23 protein-coding genes are annotated in these 26,306 nt (G+C 58.9%); 10 read left to right on the top strand and 13 right to left on the bottom strand.

Annotated elements, in window-relative coordinates; translation table 11 throughout:
* Positions 1 to 81 precede the first annotated feature (81 nt).
* Both JZX87_RS17350 and JZX87_RS17345 read left to right on the top strand, forming a co-directional pair.
* A complete protein-coding gene (locus tag JZX87_RS17350) occupies positions 82 to 564 on the top strand; it encodes a sigma factor-like helix-turn-helix DNA-binding protein (protein WP_206826993.1) in 483 nt (160 codons plus the stop codon).
* Positions 561 to 1,415, top strand: coding sequence for an anti-sigma factor family protein (locus JZX87_RS17345; protein ID WP_206826991.1), 855 nt, complete (start codon positions 561 to 563; stop codon positions 1,413 to 1,415). The genes JZX87_RS17350 and JZX87_RS17345 overlap by 4 nt, the downstream gene beginning before the upstream one ends.
* Positions 1,416 to 1,492: 77 nt before the next feature.
* Here JZX87_RS17345 and leuA read toward each other — a convergent pair whose 3' ends face one another.
* From leuA to JZX87_RS17320, 5 genes are all read right to left on the bottom strand, one after another.
* Positions 1,493 to 3,205 (bottom strand): 2-isopropylmalate synthase, encoded by a 1,713-nt coding sequence (gene leuA, locus JZX87_RS17340; RefSeq protein WP_148145620.1) that lies wholly within the window; start codon positions 3,203 to 3,205, stop codon positions 1,493 to 1,495.
* Positions 3,206 to 3,558: 353 nt separating this feature from the next.
* On the bottom strand, positions 3,559 to 4,740 hold the full coding sequence (locus JZX87_RS17335) for a benzoate/H(+) symporter BenE family transporter (protein ID WP_206826989.1): 1,182 nt from the start codon (positions 4,738 to 4,740) through the stop codon (positions 3,559 to 3,561).
* Between the two features lie 110 nt (positions 4,741 to 4,850).
* Positions 4,851 to 6,287 carry an endo-1,3-1,4-beta-glycanase EglC gene (eglC, locus tag JZX87_RS17330; protein ID WP_206826988.1) on the bottom strand — a complete coding sequence of 479 codons (1,437 nt, stop codon included), beginning with the start codon at positions 6,285 to 6,287 and terminating at the stop codon, positions 4,851 to 4,853.
* 264 nt (positions 6,288 to 6,551) lie between these two features.
* Positions 6,552 to 7,397 (bottom strand): class I SAM-dependent methyltransferase, encoded by an 846-nt coding sequence (locus JZX87_RS17325; protein ID WP_206826987.1) that lies wholly within the window; start codon positions 7,395 to 7,397, stop codon positions 6,552 to 6,554.
* A gap of 120 nt (positions 7,398 to 7,517) precedes the next feature.
* Complete coding sequence (locus JZX87_RS17320; RefSeq protein WP_148145624.1) at positions 7,518 to 8,201, bottom strand: winged helix-turn-helix transcriptional regulator; 684 nt, start codon at positions 8,199 to 8,201, stop codon at positions 7,518 to 7,520.
* Between the two features lie 224 nt (positions 8,202 to 8,425).
* Here JZX87_RS17320 and JZX87_RS17315 point away from each other — a divergent pair, with 224 nt between their 5' ends.
* On the top strand, positions 8,426 to 11,101 hold the full coding sequence (locus JZX87_RS17315; protein WP_206826986.1) for a bifunctional diguanylate cyclase/phosphodiesterase: 2,676 nt from the start codon (positions 8,426 to 8,428) through the stop codon (positions 11,099 to 11,101).
* 134 nt (positions 11,102 to 11,235) lie between these two features.
* Here the strand turns inward: JZX87_RS17315 and JZX87_RS17310 are convergent, their stop codons facing one another.
* Positions 11,236 to 11,865: an ATP-dependent Clp protease proteolytic subunit gene (locus tag JZX87_RS17310; protein ID WP_246435729.1), complete on the bottom strand. Its 630-nt coding sequence runs from the start codon at positions 11,863 to 11,865 to the stop codon at positions 11,236 to 11,238.
* 178 nt (positions 11,866 to 12,043) lie between these two features.
* On the opposite strand from JZX87_RS17310, the gene JZX87_RS17305 reads away from it, so the two are divergent.
* Positions 12,044 to 12,631: a HupE/UreJ family protein gene (locus tag JZX87_RS17305; protein WP_206826985.1), complete on the top strand. Its 588-nt coding sequence runs from the start codon at positions 12,044 to 12,046 to the stop codon at positions 12,629 to 12,631.
* Positions 12,632 to 12,782: 151 nt separating this feature from the next.
* Entirely contained in the window at positions 12,783 to 13,616 is an 834-nt protein-coding gene (locus tag JZX87_RS17300; protein ID WP_183821365.1) for a DUF2076 domain-containing protein, read from the top strand.
* A 160-nt stretch (positions 13,617 to 13,776) separates the two neighbouring features.
* On the opposite strand, the gene queF is transcribed toward JZX87_RS17300, so the two are convergent.
* Both queF and JZX87_RS17290 read right to left on the bottom strand, forming a co-directional pair.
* On the bottom strand, positions 13,777 to 14,241 hold the full coding sequence (gene queF / locus JZX87_RS17295; RefSeq protein ID WP_183989854.1) for a preQ(1) synthase: 465 nt from the start codon (positions 14,239 to 14,241) through the stop codon (positions 13,777 to 13,779).
* A complete protein-coding gene (locus JZX87_RS17290; RefSeq protein ID WP_206826984.1) occupies positions 14,238 to 15,197 on the bottom strand; it encodes a cation diffusion facilitator family transporter in 960 nt (319 codons plus the stop codon). Before JZX87_RS17290 ends, queF begins: the two co-directional genes overlap by 4 nt.
* 229 nt (positions 15,198 to 15,426) lie before the next feature.
* Here JZX87_RS17290 and JZX87_RS17285 point away from each other — a divergent pair, with 229 nt between their 5' ends.
* Genes JZX87_RS17285 through JZX87_RS17275 form a run of 3 tightly spaced genes read left to right on the top strand, consistent with a single transcriptional unit; the run spans position 15,427 to position 17,117 of the window.
* Positions 15,427 to 15,918, top strand: coding sequence for a MarR family winged helix-turn-helix transcriptional regulator (locus tag JZX87_RS17285; RefSeq protein ID WP_183821363.1), 492 nt, complete (start codon positions 15,427 to 15,429; stop codon positions 15,916 to 15,918).
* Entirely contained in the window at positions 15,915 to 16,595 is a 681-nt protein-coding gene (locus tag JZX87_RS17280; RefSeq protein ID WP_206826983.1) for a GNAT family N-acetyltransferase, read from the top strand. The genes JZX87_RS17285 and JZX87_RS17280 overlap by 4 nt, the downstream gene beginning before the upstream one ends.
* Positions 16,596 to 16,643: 48 nt before the next feature.
* Complete coding sequence (locus JZX87_RS17275) at positions 16,644 to 17,117, top strand: cupin domain-containing protein (RefSeq protein ID WP_206826982.1); 474 nt, start codon at positions 16,644 to 16,646, stop codon at positions 17,115 to 17,117.
* 48 nt (positions 17,118 to 17,165) lie between these two features.
* On the opposite strand, the gene JZX87_RS17270 is transcribed toward JZX87_RS17275, so the two are convergent.
* A complete protein-coding gene (locus tag JZX87_RS17270) occupies positions 17,166 to 17,678 on the bottom strand; it encodes a GNAT family N-acetyltransferase (RefSeq protein ID WP_206826980.1) in 513 nt (170 codons plus the stop codon).
* 178 nt (positions 17,679 to 17,856) lie between these two features.
* The gene (locus JZX87_RS17265; RefSeq protein ID WP_206826978.1) at positions 17,857 to 20,046 is read right to left on the bottom strand and encodes an anthranilate synthase; all 2,190 of its coding nucleotides are present in this window, start codon (positions 20,044 to 20,046) and stop codon (positions 17,857 to 17,859) included.
* Between JZX87_RS17265 and JZX87_RS17260 the strand changes: the two genes are divergently transcribed.
* A complete protein-coding gene (locus JZX87_RS17260) occupies positions 20,033 to 20,278 on the top strand; it encodes a hypothetical protein (RefSeq protein ID WP_206826976.1) in 246 nt (81 codons plus the stop codon). The two genes, JZX87_RS17265 and JZX87_RS17260, sit on opposite strands and share 14 nt — an antisense overlap.
* A 94-nt stretch (positions 20,279 to 20,372) precedes the next feature.
* Entirely contained in the window at positions 20,373 to 21,638 is a 1,266-nt protein-coding gene (locus tag JZX87_RS17255) for an extensin-like domain-containing protein (protein WP_286194816.1), read from the top strand.
* A 6-nt stretch (positions 21,639 to 21,644) separates the two neighbouring features.
* On the opposite strand, the gene JZX87_RS17250 is transcribed toward JZX87_RS17255, so the two are convergent.
* The 3 genes from JZX87_RS17250 to JZX87_RS17240 all read right to left on the bottom strand — a co-directional run bounded on the left by JZX87_RS17250 (position 21,645) and on the right by JZX87_RS17240 (position 26,172).
* Positions 21,645 to 21,956, bottom strand: a complete 312-nt coding sequence (locus tag JZX87_RS17250; protein WP_148145635.1) for a hypothetical protein — start codon at positions 21,954 to 21,956, stop codon at positions 21,645 to 21,647.
* A 142-nt stretch (positions 21,957 to 22,098) separates the two neighbouring features.
* Positions 22,099 to 23,778, bottom strand: coding sequence for a formate--tetrahydrofolate ligase (locus JZX87_RS17245; RefSeq protein WP_206826974.1), 1,680 nt, complete (start codon positions 23,776 to 23,778; stop codon positions 22,099 to 22,101).
* A gap of 168 nt (positions 23,779 to 23,946) precedes the next feature.
* Positions 23,947 to 26,172 (bottom strand): TonB-dependent hemoglobin/transferrin/lactoferrin family receptor, encoded by a 2,226-nt coding sequence (locus tag JZX87_RS17240; protein ID WP_206826972.1) that lies wholly within the window; start codon positions 26,170 to 26,172, stop codon positions 23,947 to 23,949.
* Between the last annotated feature and the right edge of the window lie 134 nt (positions 26,173 to 26,306).

The raw sequence follows: 26,306 nt of genomic DNA, 5'->3' as shown, positions 1-26,306 counted from the left end.
TTGCAGAATCGTCACAATCGATTCATAGTTAGTACCTTCAAGCATTCATTCGAATGAGAGCAAAAAGGCCATATTCCTCTGATGAATCCGCCAGCAGTTTCAACCGATATCCGTCGTGACCTTGTGGCTTTGCTGCCGCGGCTGCGGCGGTTCGCCCAGACGCTGACCGGAGATGCGAATGCAGCGGACACCCTCGTGCGCGAAGTCTCTGCCCGCGTCATTCTCAAAAGCCATCACTGGAAAGGCGAATGCCGGTTGGAAAGCTGGGTGTTCAATCAGATCAGGATCGGCTGGAGCGACGAGCTTCGCAAACGCAACCGCCAGGAGCCGCTCTCAAAGCAGAATGCCGAAGCAACTGGCCTTAGCGGCTGTGAATCCAAGGCGTTCCTCGGCATGCCTGAGGGGCTGGCAAGTACGCTTCTTCTCGTTGATGTCGAAGGTTTCGATTATTCTGAGGCAGCATCGATCCTCGGCGTCACGCCGGAACTGGTCTCATCACGCCTTTGTGCCGCACGATTGGCACTTTCCTCCCAACCGCCTGGTTTTGCGGAAAAGAGAGCGTGACTATGGCAAATAAGGAGCCATCGGCGATGGAACGTCGTCTTTCCGCGTTTGTCGATAGCCAGGTGTCTGATACGGAGCGTCAGGATGTCGAATCCCTGCTCGTCAACGATCCGCATGCCCGCGCACTGCACGACGATTTGAAACGCGGCAGCCAGACCGGCCGACTTCTTCTCGAAGAAATGCTCAAGGAGCCGGTGCCGCTCGATCTCGTCCGCAGCATCAAGAACGCCCCCCTGCCCCGCAAGGCGGTACGGCTTCCGGGATCCTCCCGCCGCAACCGGGCCTTTCGTCCTTCGGGCTTGCAGGCTCTGTCGGCCTGCGCCCTGACGCTCTTGGTTGGCGGCAGCCTGGGCTACATGATCGGCGCTCGACCGGATGGCTCTCACGCACCGCAGGCATTGGCAAGCCCGGCATTCCAGCAACGCGACTGGCTGGACGATATCGTTTCCCATTTCCGCCTCTACAGCCGCCAGCAGAACCGGCTGGTGGAAATCGGCGCGGACAAGCCGGCCGATATCCTCGAATGGCTGACCACCGGCACCGGCGTCGGCTTCCGCATTCCGGACCTCACCGATAGCGGGCTTGCCTTCGTCGGCGCACGTCTGGTCACGGCTGAAAACACCCCGACCGGCGTACTTTTTTATCGCCGCACCACCGGCGACAATGAAGGCGACATTCTGGCTTTGACCTTCTCAAGAGCGCGGCCAGAAACGACCAAGCCGATTGAGGACATCCGCCTCGACACCAGCCTCGTATCCTGGAGCACCCCGCTTGCCACCTATGTGATCGTCGCCCCGTCTTCGGCCGCCGATCTCGACGAGATCGCCGCAAAGGCTGCCGGCCTCATCTGACGACCTTTCAAGTTCAACAAAAAAGCCGCTGCGGTTTCCCGCAGCGGCTTTTTGATTTAATGCGGAACGAGAGGCGCCTACCGCGCCCTCTCCTCCAACACCCGGTTTGCCGCGGACACGATCGCATCGAGCGAGGCCGTGACGATATTCGTGTTGACGCCGGCACCGAACAGCTTGCCACCCGGATGCTGCATCTCGACATAGGCGATAGCCGAAGCGTTCGAGCCGTGCTGCAGCGAGTGTTCGGAATAATCATTCACCGACAGGTCGATGCCGAGATAGATCGACAGCGCATTGATGAACCCGTCGATCGGCCCGGTTCCCTTGCCTTCGATGCGCTTGGTCTCGCCATTGTCGATAATCTCCGCCGCAACGACCCGCACGCCCTTGTGGTGAGGCTCGGACGGATATGTGTGGTGATCGACGAACTTCAGACGCGCACCGGACTGCTCCACATAACGCTCCATAAAGCGCTCGTGGATGCGCTTCGAAGACAGTTCCTTGCCCTCTTCATCGGTGATCCGCTGGATGTCCTCGCGGAATTCCACCTGCAGGTTGCGCGGCAGGTTCAGGCCGTAATCCTGGCTCAGGATATAGGCGATCCCCCCCTTGCCCGATTGCGAGTTGATGCGGATGATCGCCTCATAGGAACGACCGACATCCTGCGGGTCGATCGGCAGGTAGGGCACTTCCCATACCGGATGGTTGGCCACCTTGATCGCCTTCATCCCCTTGTTGATCGCATCCTGGTGCGAGCCGGAAAACGCGGTATAGACCAGCTCGCCGACGTAAGGATGGCGTTCAGGAATGACCATCTCGTTGGAATATTCGTAGACCTCCTTGATCCGCTCGATATCGGAGCAATCCAGTTCCGGATCGATGCCCTGCGTGAACATGTTCAGCGCCAGCGTCACGACGTCGACATTGCCGGTGCGCTCGCCATTGCCGAACAGCGTGCCCTCGACGCGGTCCGCACCCGCCATCAATGCCAACTCGGTCGCGGCAATGCCGGTACCGCGGTCGTTATGCGGATGAACCGAGATGATGACGTTTTCGCGGTTGTCGATATTGCGGCACATCCATTCGATCTGGTCAGCATAGATGTTCGGTGTCGCCATTTCCACGGTCGACGGCAGGTTGAGGATCAGCTTGTTGTCGGCCGTCGGCTTCACCACCTCGATCACCGCGTTGCAGATCTCCAGAGCCACATCCAGCTCGGTACCGGTAAAGCTTTCCGGGGAATATTCAAAACGGTAACCGCCGCCGGCCTTCGCCGCCATGTCGGTGATCATCTTTGCGGCATCGACGGCAATCTGCTTGATACCGTGCACATCCTTGCCGAATACCACGCGGCGCTGCAGCTCGGACGTCGAGTTGTAGAAATGGATGATCGGCTTGTGCGCGCCTTCCAGCGATTCGAAGGTGCGGGTGATCAGCTCCGGACGGCACTGCACCAGCACCTGCAGCGATACATCTTCCGGCACGCCACCCTCTTCCACGCACCAGCGGGCGAAATCGAAATCGGTCTGCGATGCGGACGGGAAGCCGATCTCGATTTCCTTGAACCCCATGTCCAGAAGCAGCTTGAACATCCGCGCCTTACGGTCATGGCCCATCGGGTTGACCAGCGACTGGTTGCCATCGCGCAGGTCGACCGAACACCAGATCGGCGCCTTCTCGATCGCCTTCGACGGCCAAGTGCGGTCCGGAATGTTGATCGTCGGATAGGCGCGATACTTCACGCCCGCGGACTGCATGCCTTTTGCCGATGCGGAAATCTTGTTGTCCATGTCTTCGTCCTTCACTCGCATCCGCAGGAGCATTTTGGCTCGATGCCGTTCTCGACCATCCGACTGCGGGTTTTGGACCTCTTGTGGTCCGGTTTCATTATCTGGGATTTGATGCGAGGAGCACTTACGCCGGCTGGCTTTTCGGCCGCCGGGCGCTCCTCAACGGACCCGGCAACCGAGTGTAAGGTCGAGGCTAAGAAGCGAGAGAGGCGCGAAAACCGTCGCCCCGGCAGCGGTGCTGCGGGCGGCAAAACGGTCAAACATGATCGCGCCTGTCATGGTCATGGGGAGATGTATAGCGATACATCAGCCATCCGGCAAGAACGGCTTTCGCGCTTCCGGTACGCCTCCGGTCAGGCGGATTTCTTCATCACCTTAGAAAGGCCGATCATCACGGCACCGGCCACAAGCCCCCAGAAAGCCCCGGAAATCCCGGCAAATGTGGCGCCCGAAGCAGTGACGAGGAAGGTGATCGCAGCGGCTTCGCGGGTCTCGGGCTCGCGCCATGCAGCAAAGGCTGCATTCGAAAATGCGCCGATCAATCCGAGGCCCGCGACCGCCTGCAACAGAATCGGTGGTGCCATCGAGACGAAGGCGATAATCCCCCCGGCGATCAGCCCGAGCACCGTATAGGTCGCTCCGCCGATAACGGCTGCCCAATAGCGCCGCTTGGGGTCGGGATGCGCGTCCTCGCTGGCGCACATCGCCGCCGTGATCGCCGCAAGGTTCACCGGCACGCTACCGAAGAAAGCGATGATGGTCGAGAATATGCCGGTCGAGGCGAACAGCGGTCCCGGCAGCGGCTCATAGTGATGTGCCTTCAGGATCGCGATGCCCGGAATATTCTGCGATGCCATGGTGACGATGAACAGCGGCAACCCCACCGAGATAAATCCGTGCCAGGTGAAGAGAGGCGGCACCCAGATCAGGTTCGGATGGATCGCAGCGCCGATCTGGCCGAACACGTCATCGGGCAGATCGACGCCGAAGACCAGCACAAGCGCGAAGGCACCGAGCGCCGCCGGCACCGCCCAGAGCCGCCAGCGCGAGACCACGACCATCCAGGTCAGCACGATCGGCAGCCCGAGCGCGGCATTGAAGGCGACGGCCTTTACCGGCGCAAGGCAGAGGCTGAGAAGAATGCCGGCCAGCATCGCATTGGCAATCGGCGCCGGGATCTTGCGGATCATCTGCCCGAGCGGCCGGAACAGGCCGGAAAGAGTGATCATCACGCCGCAAAGCACGAAGGCCCCGACCGCCGCAGGAAACCCGCCCTCGATCGCGCCGGTCGCCGCCAGAAGCGCACCGCCGGGTGTTGTCCAGGCCATCATGATCGGCATCCGGTGGCGAAGCGAAAAGAACACCGTGAGCACGCTTTGCGCAATGCAGACGGCCAGCAGCGCCGACGCAATCTCTTCAGGCGATGCGCCCATCGCCTGAAGGCCCTGCATGATGACGGCAAAGGAGCTGACGAAACCGACAAAGGCTGTCAGCAGCCCCATCGTCAGTGCCGAGGGAGAAAAGTCCTTGAGCATGGGTATCCGAAAAGCCTGGCAAGGGGTGGAAATCTGATCCCTGCAGATCAAAATCCTCAGCCCCTTGCAAGCCTCGTCACGTCAAAACCGTTCGCCGAAGACAAACACGGTCAGAGAAGCCACTCGCTGGTTTGTGCAGCGGATGCGGCATTCGTTGCCTCTAGGTCATCGAGCGAATAGGCGCGGATATAGTCGATGTTCATTTCCGACCCGTCGGGCAGCCCATCCGAAGGTGTGCCCGCCATGCCGCCGATCGCCAGGTTGACGATCATGTACATCGGATCGTGCATGTCGTCGGGAGTATCCGTCTGCGCCACCGCTACATCGTCGAAATACCAGGTGATGTGATCCTCGTCCCACAACAGACCGTAGGTGTGAAACCCTTCCGTATCGGCCACCGCAACGTTGTTGATGACTGAAGTCTGCTTACCGGTTTCGTTCGAATGAGCCGAAAGGATCAAGGTATTCGGGTCCTGTCCGCGCATTTCGATCACGTCCAGTTCCGGCGGCCATGAGCCGTCCTCGGGCAACAGCCAGAAGGCGGGCCATGCCCCCTGCTCGTCCGGCATGTCGGCGCGGATTTCGAAATAGCCGTAGGTCTGCGCGAAGGACGCATGGGTCGTCAGCATGCCGGACGTGTAGTCGTAACCTTCGACTTCGCCGGAAAGCGCATCGGGTGTCTGTTCTGCCCGGATCGTCAGCACGCCGTCTGTCACCGAGAACGGATTTGCTGACGCTGTCGGTCCGTATAGAGGATTGACGTACCATTGCTGCTCGCCATTGGTATGCAGCGAAGCCCCCTTTTCAGGCGCCCACCAGTATTTCGCTTCCCACACACCGTCCTGACCATCGTACAGGGAAAGCGAATTGAAGTCGTCGTTGAAGGTGAGCGTCAGGTTCGATCGATCGAGGTTGAGTTCGAACTGGTCGGCGCTGAGATCGTCAGCTGTCGTATTGGCCAAGACGACGCTTTCGCCATTGCCCAGATTGAGCCAGAGATTCGTCCCCTGCTGGGAGGATTGACTGATCAGCTGATCGAATGACGTGACGCCGTAACCATCGAGCCGGATCGTATCATCGCCGCTGAAGTCGGTAATGAGATCGGTCCCGTTGCCCTTGGAAATAATAAACGTATCGGCGCCACCGCCACCGATCAGCACATCGTTTCCCGCCCCGCCATCGATCGTCTGGCGGGTCGATCCGCCTCGGATGATATTGTCGGCGGAATTACCGAAAGCATAACGGTTGTCGCCGGTTACCCGCAGATTCTCGAAATTCTCCGGAAGAGTGTAACTCATCCAGGTATCAATCGTGTCCACACCTTCGCCAGGCTTTTCCTCAGCCCGATTGATGCTGGAATAGAGGTAGTAGATGTCGTCACCTGTTCCACCCGTCATCGTGACGTTGACGGAACTGTCGCCCCACATGGAGTCATTGCCTGCAGTCCCGTACTGGATCGGTCCGGAGCCCGTTGCGGAAAACCAGGCAGTCGAGCCTGCGCTGTAATAAAGTGCGACACCGAGCGCATTCGAAATGGAGTTCGTCATTGAAACTGCTCCTGTTTGAGTGGCTATCCTCCAAGTTCCTCCCACCCACAGCCTAACAGCCTCACCCGCTCAGATTTTCAATAACGCGTCATTTTCCCGGACAAACGGGCTACACAGTTAAGCCCGGCCTAACAGGCAGCCTTTTCTTATCGAATTGAAACACCTGTGCGCAATTGGAACAGCTGGCCGGCGCCGTGCGCCGCAATCGGCACACGGCGCCGTAAACGCCTGCATCCTCGTTTGCAGACGCCGGCCCGCCGGTCATCAACGCTTCGCGATGATGACCTCGAGATAGTCACTGGGTACTACCATCGTCCCATCCTCAGCCCGATTGAAGCTTTCGATGAGGTCAAGCAGGTCTCTTTCCAGAACGGCCTGCTTCTCTGTTGGCAAGGCACTGAAAGCCTTGTGTACCGGCCCGTACCAGGTGCGGAACACCTCGACCCAATGGCCTGGAGAACGGTAGCGGAAGACGAAAGTCTCCCGGCTTGCGGAAACGCCTGCTGCAGACCCGAACAGTTCGTTCAATCGATCGGTTGTCCCCCAGAGCGAGGGTGGGCGCAGGCCTGCCGGAGGCGGCACGTGCCGGCCGATCGTCTTGAACACCTGCCCGATGAAACTGTCCGGCGTCCAGTTCGCAAGACCAATACGCCCTCCCCTGCGGCATACCCTCAGCAATTCAGAAGCCGCTTTTTCCTGGTCCGGCGTGAACATCACTCCGAACGTGGAAAGCACGACATCGAAGTGATTATCGGCAAAGGGTAGCGCCTCGGCATCGGCCGTCTGAAAATTGACGCTGAGCCCTTCCGCCTCGGCGCGCCGCCTGCCCTGTTCCAGAAGCGTCGGCACGTAATCGGTCGAGCTGACGATGCACCAACGCCGTGCCGCTGCGAGCGTCGCATTGCCGTTTCCGGCAGCGACATCCAGCACCGTTTCGCCGGCCCTCAGATCAAGCGCCTCGCAAAGCCTCTCGCCGACGATCTGCAGGGTCGTGCCGACGACCGCGTAATTGCCCGAAGCCCAGGCGCCTTGCTGGCGCGCCTTGACCGCGTTGAAATCCGCTCCCGCTGGCGCGGCGGGATGCGCAAGGTCCAGATTTGCTGTCTGCATTGTCTTTCCTCCCATGTCGAAGAGCCCAATGACGCGGGCAATAATTGGAGGATGCTTCAGTCTATGCCGGTTGCTCCAGTGTAGAAAATGAACCGGACCCGATACAGAAAATGCACCGGATCAGCAGGTGGCAAAAGAACTGCGCACCATCCAGTCATCAATCCGCGAGGCGATGTCTGCGTCGCCGATCAATGAAATTCGCCCCTGTTCAATCTCCGCCTTCAGGCCCGAAAGCCCCATCCACGCCGCCGTCATCGCCTTCAGTTCGGCGGTGACATAAAGATCGACATCGTAACCCGGATCGATCAGGCAAAGGTCGATCGGCTGCCCCGGCTTGTTGACCAGCCAATAGTGACGTTCCTCCCGAGGCAGCTCGGGGTAATTGAACTCGATAACGCTGCGCCTGCGCTTGGGCAGCGCTTCGGCATCGATCTTGCGGCGCATATTCCACATCAAAAGCCGCGCATCGAGATTTTCGAGCGTCACATCGGCGTCGACATTCCGGTGTGCCCAGCGACCAAGCTCCCGAACGATAGGGCCAAGTTCGTCTGCAATCCTGGTGGTGATATAGGTGATCTCGCCGGTCCGCTCGTTTGCCGAGCGGGTCACCAGCCCGCTTACCTCCATTTGCTTAAGTCGCTTGGACATCAGCGTCGGCGACATACCGGGCACGCCGCGGCGGATTTCGTTGAAATGCGTTGAGCCGGACCACATTTCGGAAAGCAGCAGCAATGTCCAGCGCGGCTCGATAAGTTCGCAGGCTTTGGCGATCGGGCAAAACTGATTGTATCCGTCGTCCTTCATCGCCAAACCTCCCGGCAGGAAAGTATGCGCCTCTGGGTTTGCACGGTCCAGTCCATAAACTGTAGCGCGCAGCGAAAAACAAAACACGGAATGGATGCAGACAATCACTGAAGCGATATTCAGTCTACAGTAAAGTGACCATATTTCACGCCAAATGACGGTTAGAAAAGCATAATATTAAAGTTTCTCTGCAACTCTTTGCCATCATGAGACCGGAATATTCGATGGCTACTTTTTCTCATTCGGACAAATCGATGCGGCCGATCCAGAAGGCTTTTGGCCTGAGCTATTTTATTCCCGCAATCGTTGTCATTGCTGCAGTCGCCATCGGATTTGTTCAATCGGACAACGAAGAGCATGAGCGCTTTCTGGCAGAACAAAGACTTGTTGCCTCCGAGCGCCTTGCGCAGGTTTCCGCTCGCCTGGAAACACAAATTCACGGCAACGTAAACCTCATTCAGGGACTTGTTGCAGCAATCGCCGCCAATCCGAATATGACCCAAGCGCAATTCAGCGCCCTGTCCGAACGTATCTTCAGTGTCCCGTCGCAATTGCGAAACGTCGTAGCGGCTCCAAACCTCGTGGTGCAGAACGTTTATCCATTCGATGAAAACAAGCAATTGATCGGGCAGGACTATAACGCCAACCCGAAACAGTCCGGCTCTGTTTTCGAAGCCATAAAACGGCGCAAGACCACAATTGCAGGTCCGGTGAAGCTCATGCAGGGCGGGCACGGCCTGCTGGCACGCTATCCGGTATTTTCTATTGGAAACGGTCATTTCTGGGGTGTTGTCTCGGCCGTGATCGACGCCGAGCGCTTGTATCGGGACAGCAATATAAACTCCGATCAACAGACGCTCAACATAGCTATCGCGCGCCGACCGCAACCCTCCGTCAAGGATGTCTTTGTGGGCGATCCCGCAGTCTTCGTCGACGACGCGGTGCGTACGCGCATCGAACTCGGATACGACACCTGGTACCTTGCCGCGGTCCCCAAAGGGGGATGGCTTCAGGAACCACCGGCAATTTTCGTATCCCGGATCTACGCCGCCATGGTTGCCATCGGCATCATTGCGCCGCTGATATGGGCTGGTTTGCTGATGAGGCAGCGGCACCGTAATCTCATCATACTGCAGCAGCGTGAGGAGGAACTGGAGGAAGTCTCACATCGCCTCGGCCTTGCCCTCGACTCCTCCGGCATTGGCGTGTGGGAATACCATCCCGAATCCGGAAAGCTTATCTGGGATCGCCGGATGCGCGAAATGTACTATGGCTCACCGGATCGGGACGCATTTTTCTATGAAGACTGGAAAAAAACGATCCACCCGGACGACATTCAAGCCGCACAGGAAGAACTGCTCCAGACGGTGGCTGAAGGCGTTCCTTACATCACTCAATTCCGCATCGTGTCTCCGACCGGAGAGATAAGATACATCCGTGCAAATGGCAGGGTCTATAGCACGGCAGGCCGTGAAATGCGGATCGTGGGTGCGAATTGGGATGTGACCAAGGATATGCTGCTGCAAGCAGAATTGCGCGAGGCGCGTTCTCGGGCAGAAGAACAGAATACACAGCTCAGGGCGACGCGCCGGACGCTGGAACATCAATCCCTCCATGATGCTCTGACCGGCCTCCCCAACCGGCGCTTTCTGGACCAGTTCATGGAAGCGGGTAGCGGCAAGGCGGAAAAGAGCCATCGATTGGCCTTCATCCACGTGGACCTCGACCGTTTCAAGGAAGTCAACGACACGTTCGGCCACGCCGCTGGCGACGAGGTTTTGAGGCAGACAACGGCACGTCTCCTCGACCTTGTCACACCGGATGAATTCGCCTCACGCGTAGGCGGTGACGAATTCGTCATCGCCACCAGCGGCCCTTGCGTCGAACGTCGATCGCGCGAACTTGCGCAGGCAATCGTCAGGTCGCTTGCCCGGCCGATAGAAATCGGCGGCCACAAGTGCCGTATCGGCTGCAGCGCTGGAATATCCTGCCAGACGGCATCGATGGAGGAGCCTCGCGAACTTCTCGTCAATGCGGACATTGCCCTCTACGAAGCTAAAAAACGCGGGCGCAACCGCTTCGAGATCTTTTCCGACGAACTGCGTATGGCTGCGGTGCTTCGCAAAACGATGTCGGACGAGTTCCTGACGGCACTGGAGCACGATCAGATCATCCCTTATTTCCAACCCCAGTTTGATGCACGGACGTTGCAGATCGTCGGCGTCGAGGCACTCGCGCGATGGCAACACCCGCAACGCGGCACTCTTGCACCTGATCGCTTTCTCGATATTGCCGAAAGCCTGAATCGCGCAGCCGATCTTGATGCCGTGATTCTTGAAAAGGCGCTTTTCCAGTCCGTTCGCTGGAAGGCGCTCGGTCTGGATGTGCCGCATCTTTCGGTCAACATATCGGCGCAGAGAATAAAGGACGGCCGCATGTTCGACCGGCTGGCAGACCTGCAGTTTTCTCCGGGCAGCCTGTCTTTCGAGCTTCTGGAATCCATCTCATTCGATGACCACGATGAAGACCTGCGTACGGCAATCACTCGGCTTAAGTCGCTCGGTATCGACATCGAAATCGACGACTTTGGCACCGGTCACGCCTCGATCGTGAGCCTGATCGAGCTGGGGCCGAAGCGATTGAAGATAGACCGCAAATTGATCTCGCCGATCGAGGATTCTGCATCCCAGCGCAGACTTGTCGCCTCGATCATCGAAATCGGGCGGTCGCAGGATATCGAGATCGTTGCCGAGGGTGTGGAGACCGGCAAACATATTGAAATTCTGCGCGGCCTCGGATGCCACGTCTTGCAGGGTTACGCTTTTTCCAAGCCCCTTGCCGCTGCCGAGTTCATAACCTTCGTTGAAAACTGGGAGACGCGGCAATGTGCCGACGGGTAACCGTGCAGGCAAGCCATTTAGGCGCCCTCCGGCTCCAATCTTGCAAGATGAAAGATTTGCAAACCTTGAACACAAAAGCCCCGCCAGCGGCAAGCTGGCGGGGCTTTTGTGTTTCAATGATCCGAAGCGCTATCTCAGATTTCGCTCTGAGATGTGACGATCTTCGAGACCAGACCGTAGGAGACGGCTTCCTCGGCAGAGAGCCAGTAATCGCGGTCGATGTCCTTGGCGATCTTCTCTTCGGTCTGGCCGGTGGCCTTGGCAAAGATCTTGATCAGGCGCTCGTTCATCTTGACGATTTCGCGTGCCTGGATCTCGATATCGGATGCCATGCCGCGCGTGCCGCCGGACGGTTGATGGATGAGGAAGCGCGTGTTCGGCAGCGAGATACGGCGTTCCTTCGCCGCGGCTGCATAGATCAGCGCGCCTGCGGAAGCCACCCAGCCGGTTCCGATAACCCAGACCTTCGGCTTGATGAACTTGATCATGTCATGGATGGAATCGCCCGATTCGACGTGGCCGCCGGGGGAGTTCACATAGATGCGAATATCTTCGTCGCTGGCTGCGGAGAGCGCAACGAGCTGCGTATTGACCTTCTGCGCCAGTTCCTGGGTAATCGGACCGTAGATGAAGATCGAGCGCGACTTGAAAAGATTCGCCTCTGTTTCCTTGCCGAGCGGCAATTCCTTGGTCTTGTCGTCGTTGTCGTCTTCGTCGTTCAGCACAGTCAGTGTCTCCTGCATGGGATTCATAACATCGGACATAATGTGTTCGCGGCCACAAAACAATGGAGAGTGGCAGCAAGCCACGACTAAGGCCGCCTATAAGGTGAATGACGTAGAAACCTTCGGCGACCAGTTGGCAATTGTGATGGACATCGGAAAGCTCTGCGCCCTATCTTCGATCATATTTTAAAGTCAGACAGAATCTGAGGGGACCATAATGTTTAGACGCCTTTCGCTCTCCGCCGCCATTTTTGCCACAGCGACAGCACCCGCCTTTGCCCATCTCAATCCGGAAGAGCATGGCTCCTTCATGGCCGGCTTCTCGCACCCGCTTTTCGGCATGGACCACATCCTCGTTATGGTCGCGGTCGGACTTTGGGCTGCCCAGATTTCTCAAGGTGGCAACAGGAAGGCGCTCTGGATCGTTCCCTCGGCATTCGTCGGCACGATGGCGATCGGCTTTGCCCTCGCATTGTCGGGCATTGAACTTCCCTTCGTAGAACCCGCGATCCTGGCCTCCGTCATCGCCCTCGGCCTGTTTGTCGCCATCGCCGTTCGCCTGCCGACAGCCGTTTGTGCTGCAATCGTCGCCGTCTTCGCTCTTTTCCACGGCCATGCCCATGGCGGTGAACTCGGTTCTGCAGGCGCATTCCAGTTCGGCGCCGGCTTTGTCATCGCAACTGCGTTTTTGCACCTCGCCGGCATTGCCGCAGGCCTCGGCATCTCGCGTTTCAGCCCTTATGTCGCCCGCATTCTCGGCGGCATCACCGCGCTTCTCGGCCTGTCGCTTGCATTTGGGGGCTGAAGCAATTCCGGCAAAGGTTGAACCCTGTCCTGCCTTCGCAATCGCACCAAACAGAGAGTTGCGCATTACCGAGATTTAATCTTGCGGCGATTTGAAATGCCGCAATCGCCGCTTACCTCCTTGGACAGCCCAAATGCCCAAGGAGGCAAGAATGTCACCGGAAGAACGTCAGCTTCTCAATTCCCTGTTCGAACGCGTCCGTACCGCCTCGGCAACACCGCGGGATCGGGATGCGGAAGACTTGATCGATCAGGAAACCCGCAAACAGCCCTACGCGACCTATTATCTGGCCCAAGCGGTTGTCGTTCAGGAAAAGGGGTTGGAAGCGGCATCCAACCGTATCCGGGAGCTGGAAGACCGCGTCCATGAGCTGGAAGCCGCGCAGGGCGAAAATCGCCAGGCGGAACAGGGCGGTGGCTTCCTCAGCTCGATCTTCGGATCGCAGCAATCGCGCGCCCAGGCGCCGGTCCAGCAATCGTCCGCTCCAACCTCCGGTCCGTGGGGCGCCCGTCCGACCTACGAAGGCCCTCGCGGTTACGACGATGGTTACCGCGCTCCTCCAGTTTATGGCTCACAGGCATCCGCCCCTCAACCATCCGGGCCATGGAACAGCAGCACCTCTCGCGGACCGTCAGCCGGCAGCAGCTTTCTCACCGGCGCACTCGGCACCGCAGCCGGGGTCGCCGGCGGCATGCTGCTTGCCAATTCGTTGTCAGGCATTTTCAGCAACCACATGGCGGGCGCAGGTCTCGGCAACCCGCTCGCCGGCGCCAGCTCCTTCGGTGCCTCCGAGCAGCCGGCAGTCGAGGAAACCGTCGTCAACAACTATTATGGCGACGACGCGATACGCGAGGCATCGGACAAGTCGGACGATGGCAACAACGACAATGACAACGACGCTTGGCAGCAGGCCGGCTATTCGAATGACGATGCCGATCAGGACAATGGCGACTTCGACAGTAACGACGATAGCTTCGACGTCTGATCGATAAAGCCACCAACGAGAAAGCGCCGGGCAGTGATGCTCCGGCGCTTTCTTATTCCGCCAATGCGGCAGCCTATCCCAGCCCCTCGCTTTGGCTCGGTGCGTTCGTCACTGCAATCGATTCACTGGATCGATTGCTCCGGCTGCGCCGGACCGTTCTTCACCCACGTCCGCGATAGGTCGGTACGCCCTGATCCGGCAGCCACACGCCTTCCGGCACGGCGCCCGTCTGCCAGAACACGTCGATCGGAATGCCACCGCGCGGATACCAGTAAGCGCCGATCCTCAGCCATTTCGGCTGAAGCAATTCGACCAGCCGCTTGGCGATATAGACCGAGCAATCCTCGTGGAAGGCGCCGTGATTGCGGAACGAGGTCAGAAACAGCTTCAGCGACTTGGATTCGACCAGATAGGCATCGGGAATGTAGTCGATGACGATATGGGCGAAATCCGGCTGGCCGGTCATCGGGCAGAGCGAAGTGAATTCCGGCGCGGTGAAGCGCGTCACGTAATCCATGCCCTGGTTGCTGTTCGGCACACGCTCCAGCACGGCCTCTTCCGGGCTCTTCGGTGCGTCTACCTGTTTTCCGAGCTGCGACAGCCCGCTGACATCCGTCATCGTCATTCGCCCATTCCTTCCAGGCTTGTATGTCCTTCGACTTCGACCTTCTGTCCATGGGCGCGCTCGCCTTCGGGCTCCACATGAATGGCCAGTGTGGCGCCGGGAATAGCCTCTTTGATCGCATCTTCCAAGCGGTCGCAGATATCATGTGCCTCGCCGACCGTCATCGAAGCCGGTACGACCAGATGAAAATCGATGAAGGCGGCCGCTCCTGCCCGCCGGGATCTGAGGTCATGAACCCCGAGCGCACCAGCCGAATGCGCCGTGATCGCATCGCGCACCGCCGCTTCTTCATCCGGCTCCAGCGCCTTGTCCATCAACCCGCCAAGTGAATGCGAGATCACCTTGTATCCCTGCCAGAGAATGTTGATCGCAACGAGAATGGCGAGCAGCGGATCGAGGATCGCATAACCGGTAAAAACCGCGAGGATCAGACCGATAAAGACACCCGCCGACGTCACCACGTCCGACATGATGTGATGACCATCAGCCGCCAGTGCTGGAGAACGATGTGCCGTCCCGACCCGGATTAGGATCGTCGCCCAGATGGCGTTGATGACGCCCGCGACGGCGTTGATCGCAAGTCCCAGCCATGGTGCCTGCATGGCTTCCGGCGAGAAGAGTGCACCCCAGGCCTCCTGAATGATCAGGATAGCAGCGACGATGATCAACACACCCTCGACAACCGCCGAGATATATTCCGCCTTATGATGGCCGAACTGGTGGTCGTGATCGGCCGGCCGCTGCGCGTATCGGATGACGAAATACGCAATGAATGCGGCCGTGACATTGACCAGCGATTCCATGCCGTCGGAAAGCAGCGCCACGGAACCCGTCACCCACCAAGCCAGCATCTTGAGCCCCATCACCCCGATCGAGATGGGAATACCCCAGAATGCGAGCCGCTCGATGATGGCTCGATCTTTGTTAAGCGCCGTGTTCACCGGTTTGTCCTTCATTCGCTGCGCCATTATCCAGACGCCTTTTTGCTGGTGAGAATGACTTGCAGAAGCCATGCCCTGAAACGACGAAACCGCCACGGCGAGCGGTCTCGCAGCAGCGGTTTCGGATGAGTGAGCATATGCCGCAGAGCGTCGGTTTTGTCAAAGCGCTTTCAGGATCAAATCTCCTTGCAAGAAAGCATAACAGTTTATATAACTAGTTATACAAAATCATGGAGAGGTATGCATGCCTCACGACATCGTCAAAGACTTCGGTTACCTTACCTTGGGAACGAGGCTTCGCCGCCTCGGGGAAATGGTGCAGGCCAATACCCAGCTGATCATGCAGCAGCATGGCATCGATTTGCCTGCAGCACATTATCCCTTTCTTGCAGCGATCGACCGCAACGGGCCGCTGACGGTCGGGGAACTTGCCGATGTCATTGGCATATCGCAGCCGGGCGCCACGCGCACGATCGGCCAGTTGGCGGAGGCAGGATTGCTCGACCTGTCCGTCAGCGATGGAGACCAGCGCCGCAAGCAGGTCTCGCTGACCAAGGCAGGACAGGATCTCGTCGACTATTCCACCCGCGAGGTCTGGCCGGGCGTCGAAGCCGCCGTCAGAAACCTTTGCACCGATCTCGACGGCTCCTTCCTGGAGCAACTCGCATCCATCGAAGACGGCCTCAAGCACCGCCCGCTGATCGAGCGCATGAATAAAGACAAGGAAACGAAATGACCCATCTCCTCGATCGCCCAGCCTGGAACGCACTGGCCACCGTCCATTCGGCCTTCGCCGAAGGCACCCCGCTCGCCAAACGTTACGCCCCCTCAATCGTGCCCTTCGCCGCGATGCAGGACGATACGTCGGAAAGCATCGCCACAATCACGGCCCTGCCGTTGGCCGGCGAAAGCATGGCTCTCGTAGAAGCGGGCCTGATCCCCGCCCTCCCCGGTTTTGAGACCATCATCGATGCCACGCTGGTGCAGATGCTGGCCGACAAGCCGTTCGAGCGTATCGAAGACCCTCGCATCGTAAAACTGGGCGAACATGATGCAGCCGATATGCTGGCGCTCGCAACCCTGACCAAGCCCGGCCCGTTCACCCTGAGAGCGCAGTCGCTCGGCACCTTCTGGGGTATCCGCATCGATGGCCGGCTCGTCGCCATGGGCGGCCAGCGCATGCGTCAGCCGGGTTTTGCCGAATTGAGCGGCCTCTGCGTCCACCCGGACTGCCAGGGCAAGGGTCTCGGCAAACTGATGCTGCGCTTCGTCGCCGGCGAGATTTCTGCCGGCGGAGAAACCGTTTATCTCCATGCCTACAAGCACAACGAAGGCGCTGTCGGCCTCTACCGCTCGCTCGGCTTTGCCATCCGCAGCGACATGAATTTTCGGGTCGTAAAACGCAAGGATTAACCGCCAGTCAGCTCCATGATAAAAGAGGCACGAGCAAAGGAGGCAGACATGTCGATCTTTCAGACGGCGATCGTGTCTCGCCCGGACGATGAGCGGATAGCAAAAACACCATTCGGCGCGAAGATCGTCATTCATGCCACGGCAGCCGAAACCAACGGCGCCTTCGGCATGTGGGAAACCTTTACGCCGCCCGGCCAAGGTCCTGCTCCGCATATGCACACGCGCGAAACCGAGATTTTCCGCGTAATCCGTGGCCACTACCTCTTTCAGTGCGGCGAGGAAGAGTTCGATGCGCCACCCGGCACGGTGGTGGCCCTGCCACCGCACGTCCGGCACAGCTGGAAAAACATAAGCGACGAGCCGGGCCAGATGTTTGCCATAGTGACGCCGGGCGGCTGCGAGCAGCTGTTCATCGACATTGAAACGTCCTGTGCCGATACGCCGGAAAAGATCGCGGTAATCGAGGCGCGCCTCGGCATCGTCAACGAGACCACGCGCGCCATGGGCCTGTCACCTGGCTGAGCCAAGTCCGGCCCAACAACGAAACATCATCAGGCCGCCGAGTTACTGTCACTCGAAGAGCAACGCCATTTTGACGCTGTCGATATAATGCCCGTCGATCCTGACCGCATGGCGGGCAATTCCCTCGTGCTCGAAGCCCACCCGCTCGTAAAGAGCGATGGCACGAAAATTGTCCGCGTGTGCGTTGAGCTCCACCCGATGCAGGCCAGCCGCCCTTGCGGCATCGAGCACGGCGGTAATCAGCCGCCTGCCGAGCCCATGGTCGCGATAACCGGGAATGATGCCCATGCCGAGCGTGCCGCAATGCGCCTCGGCATCCCGGCTCCCACGCCTTATATCGCACCATCCTACGACCTTGCCGTCCGCTACGGCCACCATGTGCGGATGACCGCCGGCGATATTGCCCCTAACGAAGGCCAGCATTGCCTCGATCGGCGGCGCCTCGAGAAAGATCAGGTATTTCCGTTCACGCGCCACGATGTCGAGGGCATCGCGAAACCCCTCGATATGATCTTCCCGTATCGGCTCGATGACGATTGTGGAGTTTTCAGTGCTGGTCATTATCTTCCGCTGTCTTTGTAGCAGCCCTCATCCGCCTGCCGGCACCTTCTCCCCGTAAGGACGGGGAGAAGGACGCGAGCCGCACTCTCCTCGCCTCAATCGAGGCACGTCCCCTCTCCCCGTTTACGGGGAGAGGGTTAGGGTGAGGGGCAATTTTTACTGCACAGGCCGACGAAACTTACGCCGCCTTCGTCTCACGCTTGCGGGCCAGATGCGCCACGACATTCTCGATCATCCGCATCCCGGCATCTCCGCCGAGCGTCATGATCGATTCCGGGTGGAATTGCACGGCAGCGATCGGTTCCTTGGCATGCTCTATGCCCATGATCGTGCCATCCTCGCTTTCCGCGGTGATGATGAAATCGCGGTCGAGCGTCGCCGGATCGGCAAAGATCGAATGATAACGGCCGACCGTCACTTCCTTCGAAAGGCCGGAGAAGACGATCCCCGGCTCCAGCACCCGGATACGCGACGGCTTGCCATGCATCGGAATGGCGAGGTGCCGAAGCTGCCCGCCATAAGCCTCGGCAAGAGCCTGCAGGCCGAGGCACACGCCAAAAATCGGCAGGTTCTTCGCCCGCGCCGCCTTGATGGTCGCCTTGCAGTCGAAATCCTTCGGATTGCCCGGTCCGGGCGACAGCACGACGAGATCGGGATCGATCCGGTCGAACACCTCGTCCGGCACTGGCGTGCGCACGGTGGAAACCGTCGCCCCCGTCTGGCGGAAATAGTTGGCGAGCGTATGAACAAAACTGTCCTCGTGGTCGACGAGCAGGATCTTCACCCCCTCGCCCACACGGGCAACATCGCGGGAAACCTTGCCGGAATTGCCGGCGCGCGCATCACGAATGGCTGAAATCATGGCCGATGCCTTCAGTTCGGTTTCTGCCTCTTCCTCTTCCGGATTGCTGTCGTTGAGCAGCGTCGCCCCGGCGCGCACTTCGGCAATGCCGTCCTTGACGCGGATCGTGCGCAACGTCAGGCCCGTATTCATATCGCCGTTGAAGCCGACCATGCCGATCGCGCCACCATACCATGCGCGCGGGCTGCGCTCGTGGCTTTCGATGAAGCGCATCGCCCACAGTTTCGGCGCACCGGTCACGGTGACGGCCCATGCGTGGGAGAGGAACCCGTCGAACGCATCCATGTCCGGCCGAAGGCGGCCCTCGATATGGTCGACGGTATGGATGAGCCGCGAATACATCTCGATCTGCCGGCGACCGATCACCTTTACCGAACCCGGCTCGCAGACGCGGCTCTTGTCGTTTCTGTCGACGTCGGAGCACATCGTCAGCTCCGACTCGTCCTTCTTCGAATTCAACAGCTTGAGGATCTGCTCGCTATCGGAAATCGCATCCTCGCCGCGCTTGATCGTGCCCGAGATCGGGCAGGTCTCGATACGGCGGCCCGAAACGCGGACGAACATTTCCGGCGATGCGCCGATCAGATATTCCTGGTTGCCGAGATTGATGAAGAAGGAATAGGGCGATGGGTTGATAGCCTTCAGCCGGTTGGAAATCTCGGAAGGCTTGCTGTCGCAACGTTCCATGAATTTCTGGCCGGGAACCACTTCGAACAGATCGCCGCGACGGAAACTCTCCTTCGCCTCGGTGACGAGCTTGGCATATTCGCCCGGCTTGTGATCGCCCTTCGGCGGCGTCACCGTCGTGCGCACGAACGGATCGGGCGCGATGTCCTGGCCCTTGCCCTCGGTCGTCACGCCACCCTTGGCGAAATCGTAGCGGTCGATCCAGGCCTTGGCTGCATGGTGGTCGACGACGAGGATTTCGTCGGGAAGAAACAGTACCATGTCGCGCTGGTCTTCCGGCCGCTGCATGGCAAGCTTGATCGCGTCGAACTGGAAGGCAAGGTCGTAACCGAAAGCGCCGAACAGGCCGATCGCAGAATCGGCTTCGGAATAGAAGAGGTCAACGATCGCGCGCAAAACGGTAAACACCGTCGGCATCTTCGAGCGCTCTTCCTCGGTAAACACGCGGGACGGCTGGTTGACCGTCAAGTCGAGGCGGCAGGTTGTCCGCTCGCCAAGCGTCAAATCCTCGACACCGGCGAGCCTGTCGGCAACGAAGCCGAGCAGGACTTCGCCACGCTCGTTATAGGCCTCGATCCACACCTTGCGGCCATTGCAGGTGATCCCGAGCGGCGGGTCTACGATCGCCGTGTCCCAGCGCGTGTAACGGCCCGGATATTCATAGTTCGACGAGAATACAGCACCGCGGCGCTCATCCAGCCTGTCGACATAAGACGAGATTGCCGTTGCATATTCCGCCGGACGGCGAGCCCGGCTGACGGTTATGCCGCCTCGCGTCTCGTAGGTCTCGGAACCGTCCTCGCGAATGATCGTCACCATTGTAATGCCCTTGCCTCTTCGATCTGGTTCGCCCGGTTCCCGCAAAGCGGCCAATAAAAAAGCCGCCTCGGTTCTCGGGCGGCTTGGTCTGGTCTTGTCGATGGACATGACTGGTCAAGGCCGCGTTAGCGTGCCCACCACCAGTTACCGTTGTTGTTCATCGAAATCGTCATGGGCGGAATTGTTAGCGTGGCAGGACATACCGCGCAAGCACAAAAATATTGTCCTGTGATGCGACCAAAACAGGTCGATCCGCGTTGCCCCTCTCGCCCGGCATCCGTTGCGCCGAAGCACAGTGCAGAACCGGTCCGGAGGACAGACAGGGAATGAAGCGGTCAACCTTACTCATCGCGCTTGCCGCACCTCTCATGCTTGGTGCAGCCTTGCCGCCCGAACGGCCGGCCCTGCCGGGCAGGAGCGCCGAAATCGTCGAGGTCAACGTCATCGACCGCTTCCTCAAGGATACCGGCATTCGCAAACAGTCTTCGACCAGAGAGAAGGCGAGAACCCGTAGCCGCAACACGTCGCGCAATGCCATCCCCAAACCGCCACCGCTCGCATCCGTTCCCTTACCCATTCAAAAACCGGCCGAAACCGCACAGAAGGCGACGCCCGAGACGCCTTTGCCTGCGGACAAACCGGGCGAGGCCGAAAACCGGAAGTCCGAAGAACAGGCAGCGCCACCCGAGACGAATAGTGCTGAAAACAAACCGGCGCAGTCCGACCTCGCCAAGCCCGACGAGAGAGCCGCTTCTTCACCCGCAAAGTCGGAGACCGAAGACCAAACCAAGCCCCCAGTCGTCGAACAACCCTCGACCGCCACCGAACCGACGCGCGAGGCCGAGGTTCCCACACCGCTTCCCAAGCCCGAAACCGACACCGCGGCCGCCAGATCGGACGGCGCCGAACCCGGATCACCGGAGAAGCCAGCAGAGAAACAACCCGCTCAGGCTGAAACAGAACCTGACGGCAAGCAGGATGAGGCAGGCGAACCGGAAAAGGCCGAGACGCCGCCTCCCCCGCCTCTCGTAAAAGAGGATCCACAGGAGCTGCAGGCCTGCCTGGCCGACCTGAAGGCGATCGGTGCAAAATTCGAAACAAACGATCCTATCGACGACGGCAATGGCTGCGGCATCGAGCATCCGATCGATGTGGCGGAAGTCTTGCCCGGCGTCGATCTCGGCGGCGCGACCATGCGCTGCAAGACGGCGCTTACCATGGCCCACTGGCTGAAAGACACGGTCCAGCCCGCCATGACCATCGCCATGCCGGGCCGCAAGATCGTCGGCCTCGTACCCGGCTCTACCTACCAGTGCCGTTTAAGAAACAGTGCATCGACCGGAAAAATTTCCGAACACGCTCGCGGCAATGCCTATGATGTTGCAGCCTTCAAGCTCGACAATGGCGAAAAGATCGAGATGAAACCGAGAACGGAAGATTCGACGCTGGAAGGCGCATTCCAGCGCACCGCCACTGCCGGAGCATGCCTGCACTTCACCACCGTCCTGTCACCAGGTAGCGACGCATCGCACGAAGACCATCTTCACTTGGACATCCTCGAGCGAAACGGTGGTTATCGCTATTGCCGGTAAAGGGGCTTACTGCTGCGTAACAGTGAAGGACGATCCATTGCCGGCATCGCCGCTCGAAGTGCCTCTCGTCGGAGCAGGCCTCAGATCGAGCACCGGTGAACATATGCGGACGATCCGCGAATATCCGGATTGCGTGACCTTCAACAGACCGCATTCCTCATTGGCATAAGCCGTGCGAACATAATGCCGCTGGCTTTTTGCCGCCGGTGGATAATAGCCCCGAACGAGATCGGCCGCACCGGCCGGCAATACAGCGGCAGCGCCAAACACCATGACTGCGGCGATGGACAGAGAATATTTCCCAAATACGATCGACATGAAACTCTCCGCACGAAATGAACGAGGATCGGTTTTGCCCATCCTGCGCATCATCAATTCCGAATTCAAGCTCAGGTTCCCGCGATGCTTTCCCACAGCTTGATATATTCGTTTCAAACGGCAATCGACCTGAACAATATTATCAGAATAGCCCCTCGATCTGCCCCTCGTCATTGAGAAAGATCCGTTCGGCGGATGGCGACCGCGGCAGACCGGGCATGGTCATGATTTCGCCGGTGATCGCCACGATAAAACCCGCACCGGCGGAAAGCCTGACTTCGCGAACATGCACGACATGCCCCTCCGGCGCGCCGCGCAGGGTTGGATCGGTAGAGAAGGAATATTGAGTCTTGGCGATGCAGACCGGCAGATTGCCATAACCCTGCTCCTCCCACGCCTTCAGTTGATCCCGCACCGCCTTGTCGGCAGTCACCTCGCCTGCATGATAGATTTTCGAAGCAACCGTCTGGATCTTGTCGAACAGCGGCGTCTCGTCCGGATAAAGCGGCTGGAATTTTGCCTGTCCACCATCGGCAAGCTCGACCACCTTGTAGGCCAACTCCTCGATACCCGCCGACCCTTCTGCCCAATGGCGGCAAACGATCGCATCGGCGCCCAGCCTGTCGACATAATCCTTGATCGCGGCGATCTCGGCATCCGTATCCGAAATGAAGTGATTGATGGCGACGACCACCGGTACGCCGAACTTGCGCACATTGGCGACATGGCGGCCGAGATTGGCGCACCCGCGCACCAGCGCCTCGATATTCTCGGCAGAAAGATCTTCCTTCCTCACCCCGCCATTCATCTTCAGCGCCCGGATGGTCGCGACGATGACGGCCGCATCGGGCTTCAGGCCCGCCTGACGGCACTTGATGTCGAAGAATTTTTCCGCCCCGAGATCCGCCCCGAACCCTGCTTCGGTGACCACATAATCGCCGAGCTTCAGCGCCGCCTTGGTGGCGATCACGGAGTTGCAGCCATGAGCGATATTGGCGAACGGACCGCCATGCACGAGTGCTGGATTGTTTTCCAGCGTCTGCACCATGTTCGGCTGCATCGCGTCTTTCAGGAGCACCGCCATCGCCTTGTCGGCCTTCAGGTCACGCGCGTAGACCGGTGAGCGGTCGAAGCGATAACCGATGACGATCTGGCCGAGCCGGCGCTCGAGATCGCTGAGGTTTTCGGCAAGACACAAGATAGCCATGACTTCGGAGGCAACCGTGATGTCGAAGCCGCCTTCGCGCGGATACCCGTTTTTCGCACCGCCGAGCGACATGACGATTTCGCGCAGCGCCCGATCGTTCATGTCCATCACTCGCCGCCAGGTGATGCGACGGATATCGATATTGAGCTCGTTGCCCCAATAGACGTGATTGTCGATCATCGCCGAAAGCAGATTATGCGCAGACGTGATCGCATGGAAATCGCCGGTGAAATGGAGATTGATATCCTCCATAGGCACGACCTGCGCATAACCGCCGCCGGCCGCCCCGCCCTTGACGCCGAAACAGGGGCCGAGCGACGGCTCGCGCACGCAGATGACCGCCTTTTTTCCGATCCGGTTCAGTCCGTCGCCAAGACCAACTGTCGTCGTCGTTTTCCCTTCGCCTGCCGGCGTCGGGTTGATTGCGGTAACGAGGATCAACTTGCCGTCTCTTTTGCCCTCAAGTAAAGCAATGAAATCGGCGCTGATCTTCGCCTTGTCGTGGCCATATGGAATGAGATCGTCGGACGAAATCCCGAGCTTTTCGCCGATGACAATGATCGGCTGCTTTTTCGCCGCTCGGGCAATTTCGATATCCGACTTCACATCTGCCATCCGGCTTCCCTCTTGGCGACTGATAGGAACGTTTTGTGTGGCATGCTTTACCGAAGCCCGCCCGCACTGTGAATAGCAGGCTTTCGGCGTCCACCGCCGATCCAAAAGAAAAAGGGCGATACGATCACTCGCACCGCCCTCGACTGGAGGCATTTAAAGGAACTGTGTTCAGAACCGCTGGGTCAGAGAGATTTTGAACGAACGGCCCGGCTCGGTGAAGTAGTCTTCCGCTCCAGCCGTGACGTTGGCATCCTTGGTGTTAAGCGCATCCCAGTATTTGCGGTCAAAGACGTTATAGATACCGGCGCGGATGCTCAGGCCCTTGACCTGCTCCGGCTCCCACCATGCTGTAAGGTCGACCAGACCGTAACCCGGAGCCTTGAAACTTGCCGTGGACTTGTCTGAGACGCCCTTTACCCCGGTCCACAAGGCATCCACGCCCCAGGTCTCGGTTGCATAGCCAATGCCGACGATGGCCTTGAGCGGCGCAACCGAGTTGAGATACCGGTCCGTTTCCATGTTGACACCACGCGTAAAGGCCAGGCCAGCGCGAGTGTTGAAACCATTTACGAAGCTCTTGTGGACGCTGAATTCTGCTCCGTAGATCTTCGCGCGGGCAATATTCTGGTAACCGGTGACGCCGAACGGGAAGTCAGCGGGATTATATCCGGCAGCAGTGATTTCGTCGCTCGAGTAGGATCGGCTATCGATAAAGTTTCGGTAGCGATTGTAGAACAGGTTAACCGAACCACCGAAATCGTCGTCGCCAAGGCGTGCACCGACTTCGAACCCGTTGCTGGTTTCAGGTTCGAGATCCGGATTGCCGATCGACAGATAGCTGCCGACACCGCCATAGGTCAGGTACATTTCGTTGGAAGTCGGGGAACGGAAGCCCATCGCCCATTGACCAAACAGGGTAACGTCCTTGTTGAGTTGATACTCCGCGAGGATCTTGGGCGAGAACGCGCTGTCGCTCGAACCGTTGGGAAGCACCGGCGTTGCAGGATTGCTCAGATAAGCGGGCGTGTCTTTCGGAGAGTGGTCGTACCAGTCGAAACGGATACCAGGCGTCAACGAGAACCCGCTATCGCCGAACACCATCCGGTCTTGTGCGTAAACACTTACCTTCGAGCTATCGACGTCAGGCATATCCGACTGGTTAGTGTGCAGCATGCTGCAGGCGAACGGCGTCGGGATGATCGTGTCGCAAGAGTCAACGCCAGAGGAATACTGCTCCGCCTTGGAGAAGAACAGACTCGTCCCAAGCGTAACTGTATGATTGACCGATCCTGCTTCAAAGCCGCTGTCCAGGAAACCATTGAAGCCGAAGCCAGCCTCGGAGATTTCATTGTTTCGTATGAACGGGCCGGCAAGGCTTCCGAATCGGATCGAATCCTGGCTGGCTACGCGCTCCTGCTTCTGCCAATAGAGCGTTGCTTCGGCGGCGTCGATCAGACCGTCGGTACCGGGTGCCTCGTACTCGTAATCCAGCGACACCCGCGTACGCTCGTTGTCCTCCCCTGACGTATGCTTGCCTCCGGGCCGATAGTTGCCGGTCGCCGTCTGCGCCTGTTTCAGGTCGATATCCTTGTCGAAACGGAACCGTTCCGCCGTCAGCCCGAATCGGTGACCACCCTCGACGTCCTGACGCAGCTTGAACAGCATGTTATACTGATCATAGTCAGCCGGATTGGTTTTGGTACGGTCTCCTCCATAGCCGCCGACGCTACCGCGATTGTCCAGCTCGTGACCCTTTTTATAGCTTCCAAGGAACAGAACGGAGGTATTCTCGATCCGCTTTGCGATCGCCGCGCCGCCATACCAGCTGTGATCCGCGCTGTCGAAACCAGTCCCGACCTTGCCGCCCCAATCCTTGCCTTCGCTGATAAGATCGTCTGGTTCAAGCGTCCTGAACAGAAGCGCTCCGCCAAGCGCACCATCACCGATCCGGCTGCTATCTGCCCCCTTAACGACATTGACGGTGGCAAGGGAGAAGAAGTCTACACTGTCAGCTCCACCACTGGTTCCTCGGGCGTTGTCCCGCAGATAGCTGAGCGGAATGCCATCGACCAAGGTCGTGACGCGATTTCCTTCAAGTCCTCGGATATTTACCGAATTGGTTGCCCGGTTGAAGTTCACGCCAGGATCGATCGATCGGCCGAGATCAGTGATAGACTGAACCTGCTTCTTCTCAAGCTGGGCTTCGGTCGTTTCCGTAGCTGTGGGAGTGTTCTCAGCATCACCTGACTTGGCTACCCTTTTCCCTTTCAAGACAATGGGTTCAAGGGCCGTTCCGCTCTGCTCGGCCTGCTGCGCCGATGCTTCTGCAGCCATCGAAAGCAGCGCGAGAGCGGTGCAGGTGGTAAGGATCGATCGAAGACGCCGGCTGGCCATAGCTATCCCTTTATATGGCCGCACGTCATCACCCCTCGCACGAAAGCACGATGGAAACGGCGGACCAATTTAAAATCTGTCGAAAATGTGGCGGGCAGCTGAAATCTGCCTTATTCATGCCATTAGAAAACATG

Origin of the sequence: Agrobacterium sp. Ap1 (assembly GCF_017313375.1) — a bacterium.
In the GTDB taxonomy this organism is placed as follows: domain Bacteria; phylum Pseudomonadota; class Alphaproteobacteria; order Rhizobiales; family Rhizobiaceae; genus Neorhizobium; species Neorhizobium cellulosilyticum.
This window is presented reverse-complemented; position numbering and strand designations above follow the sequence as displayed.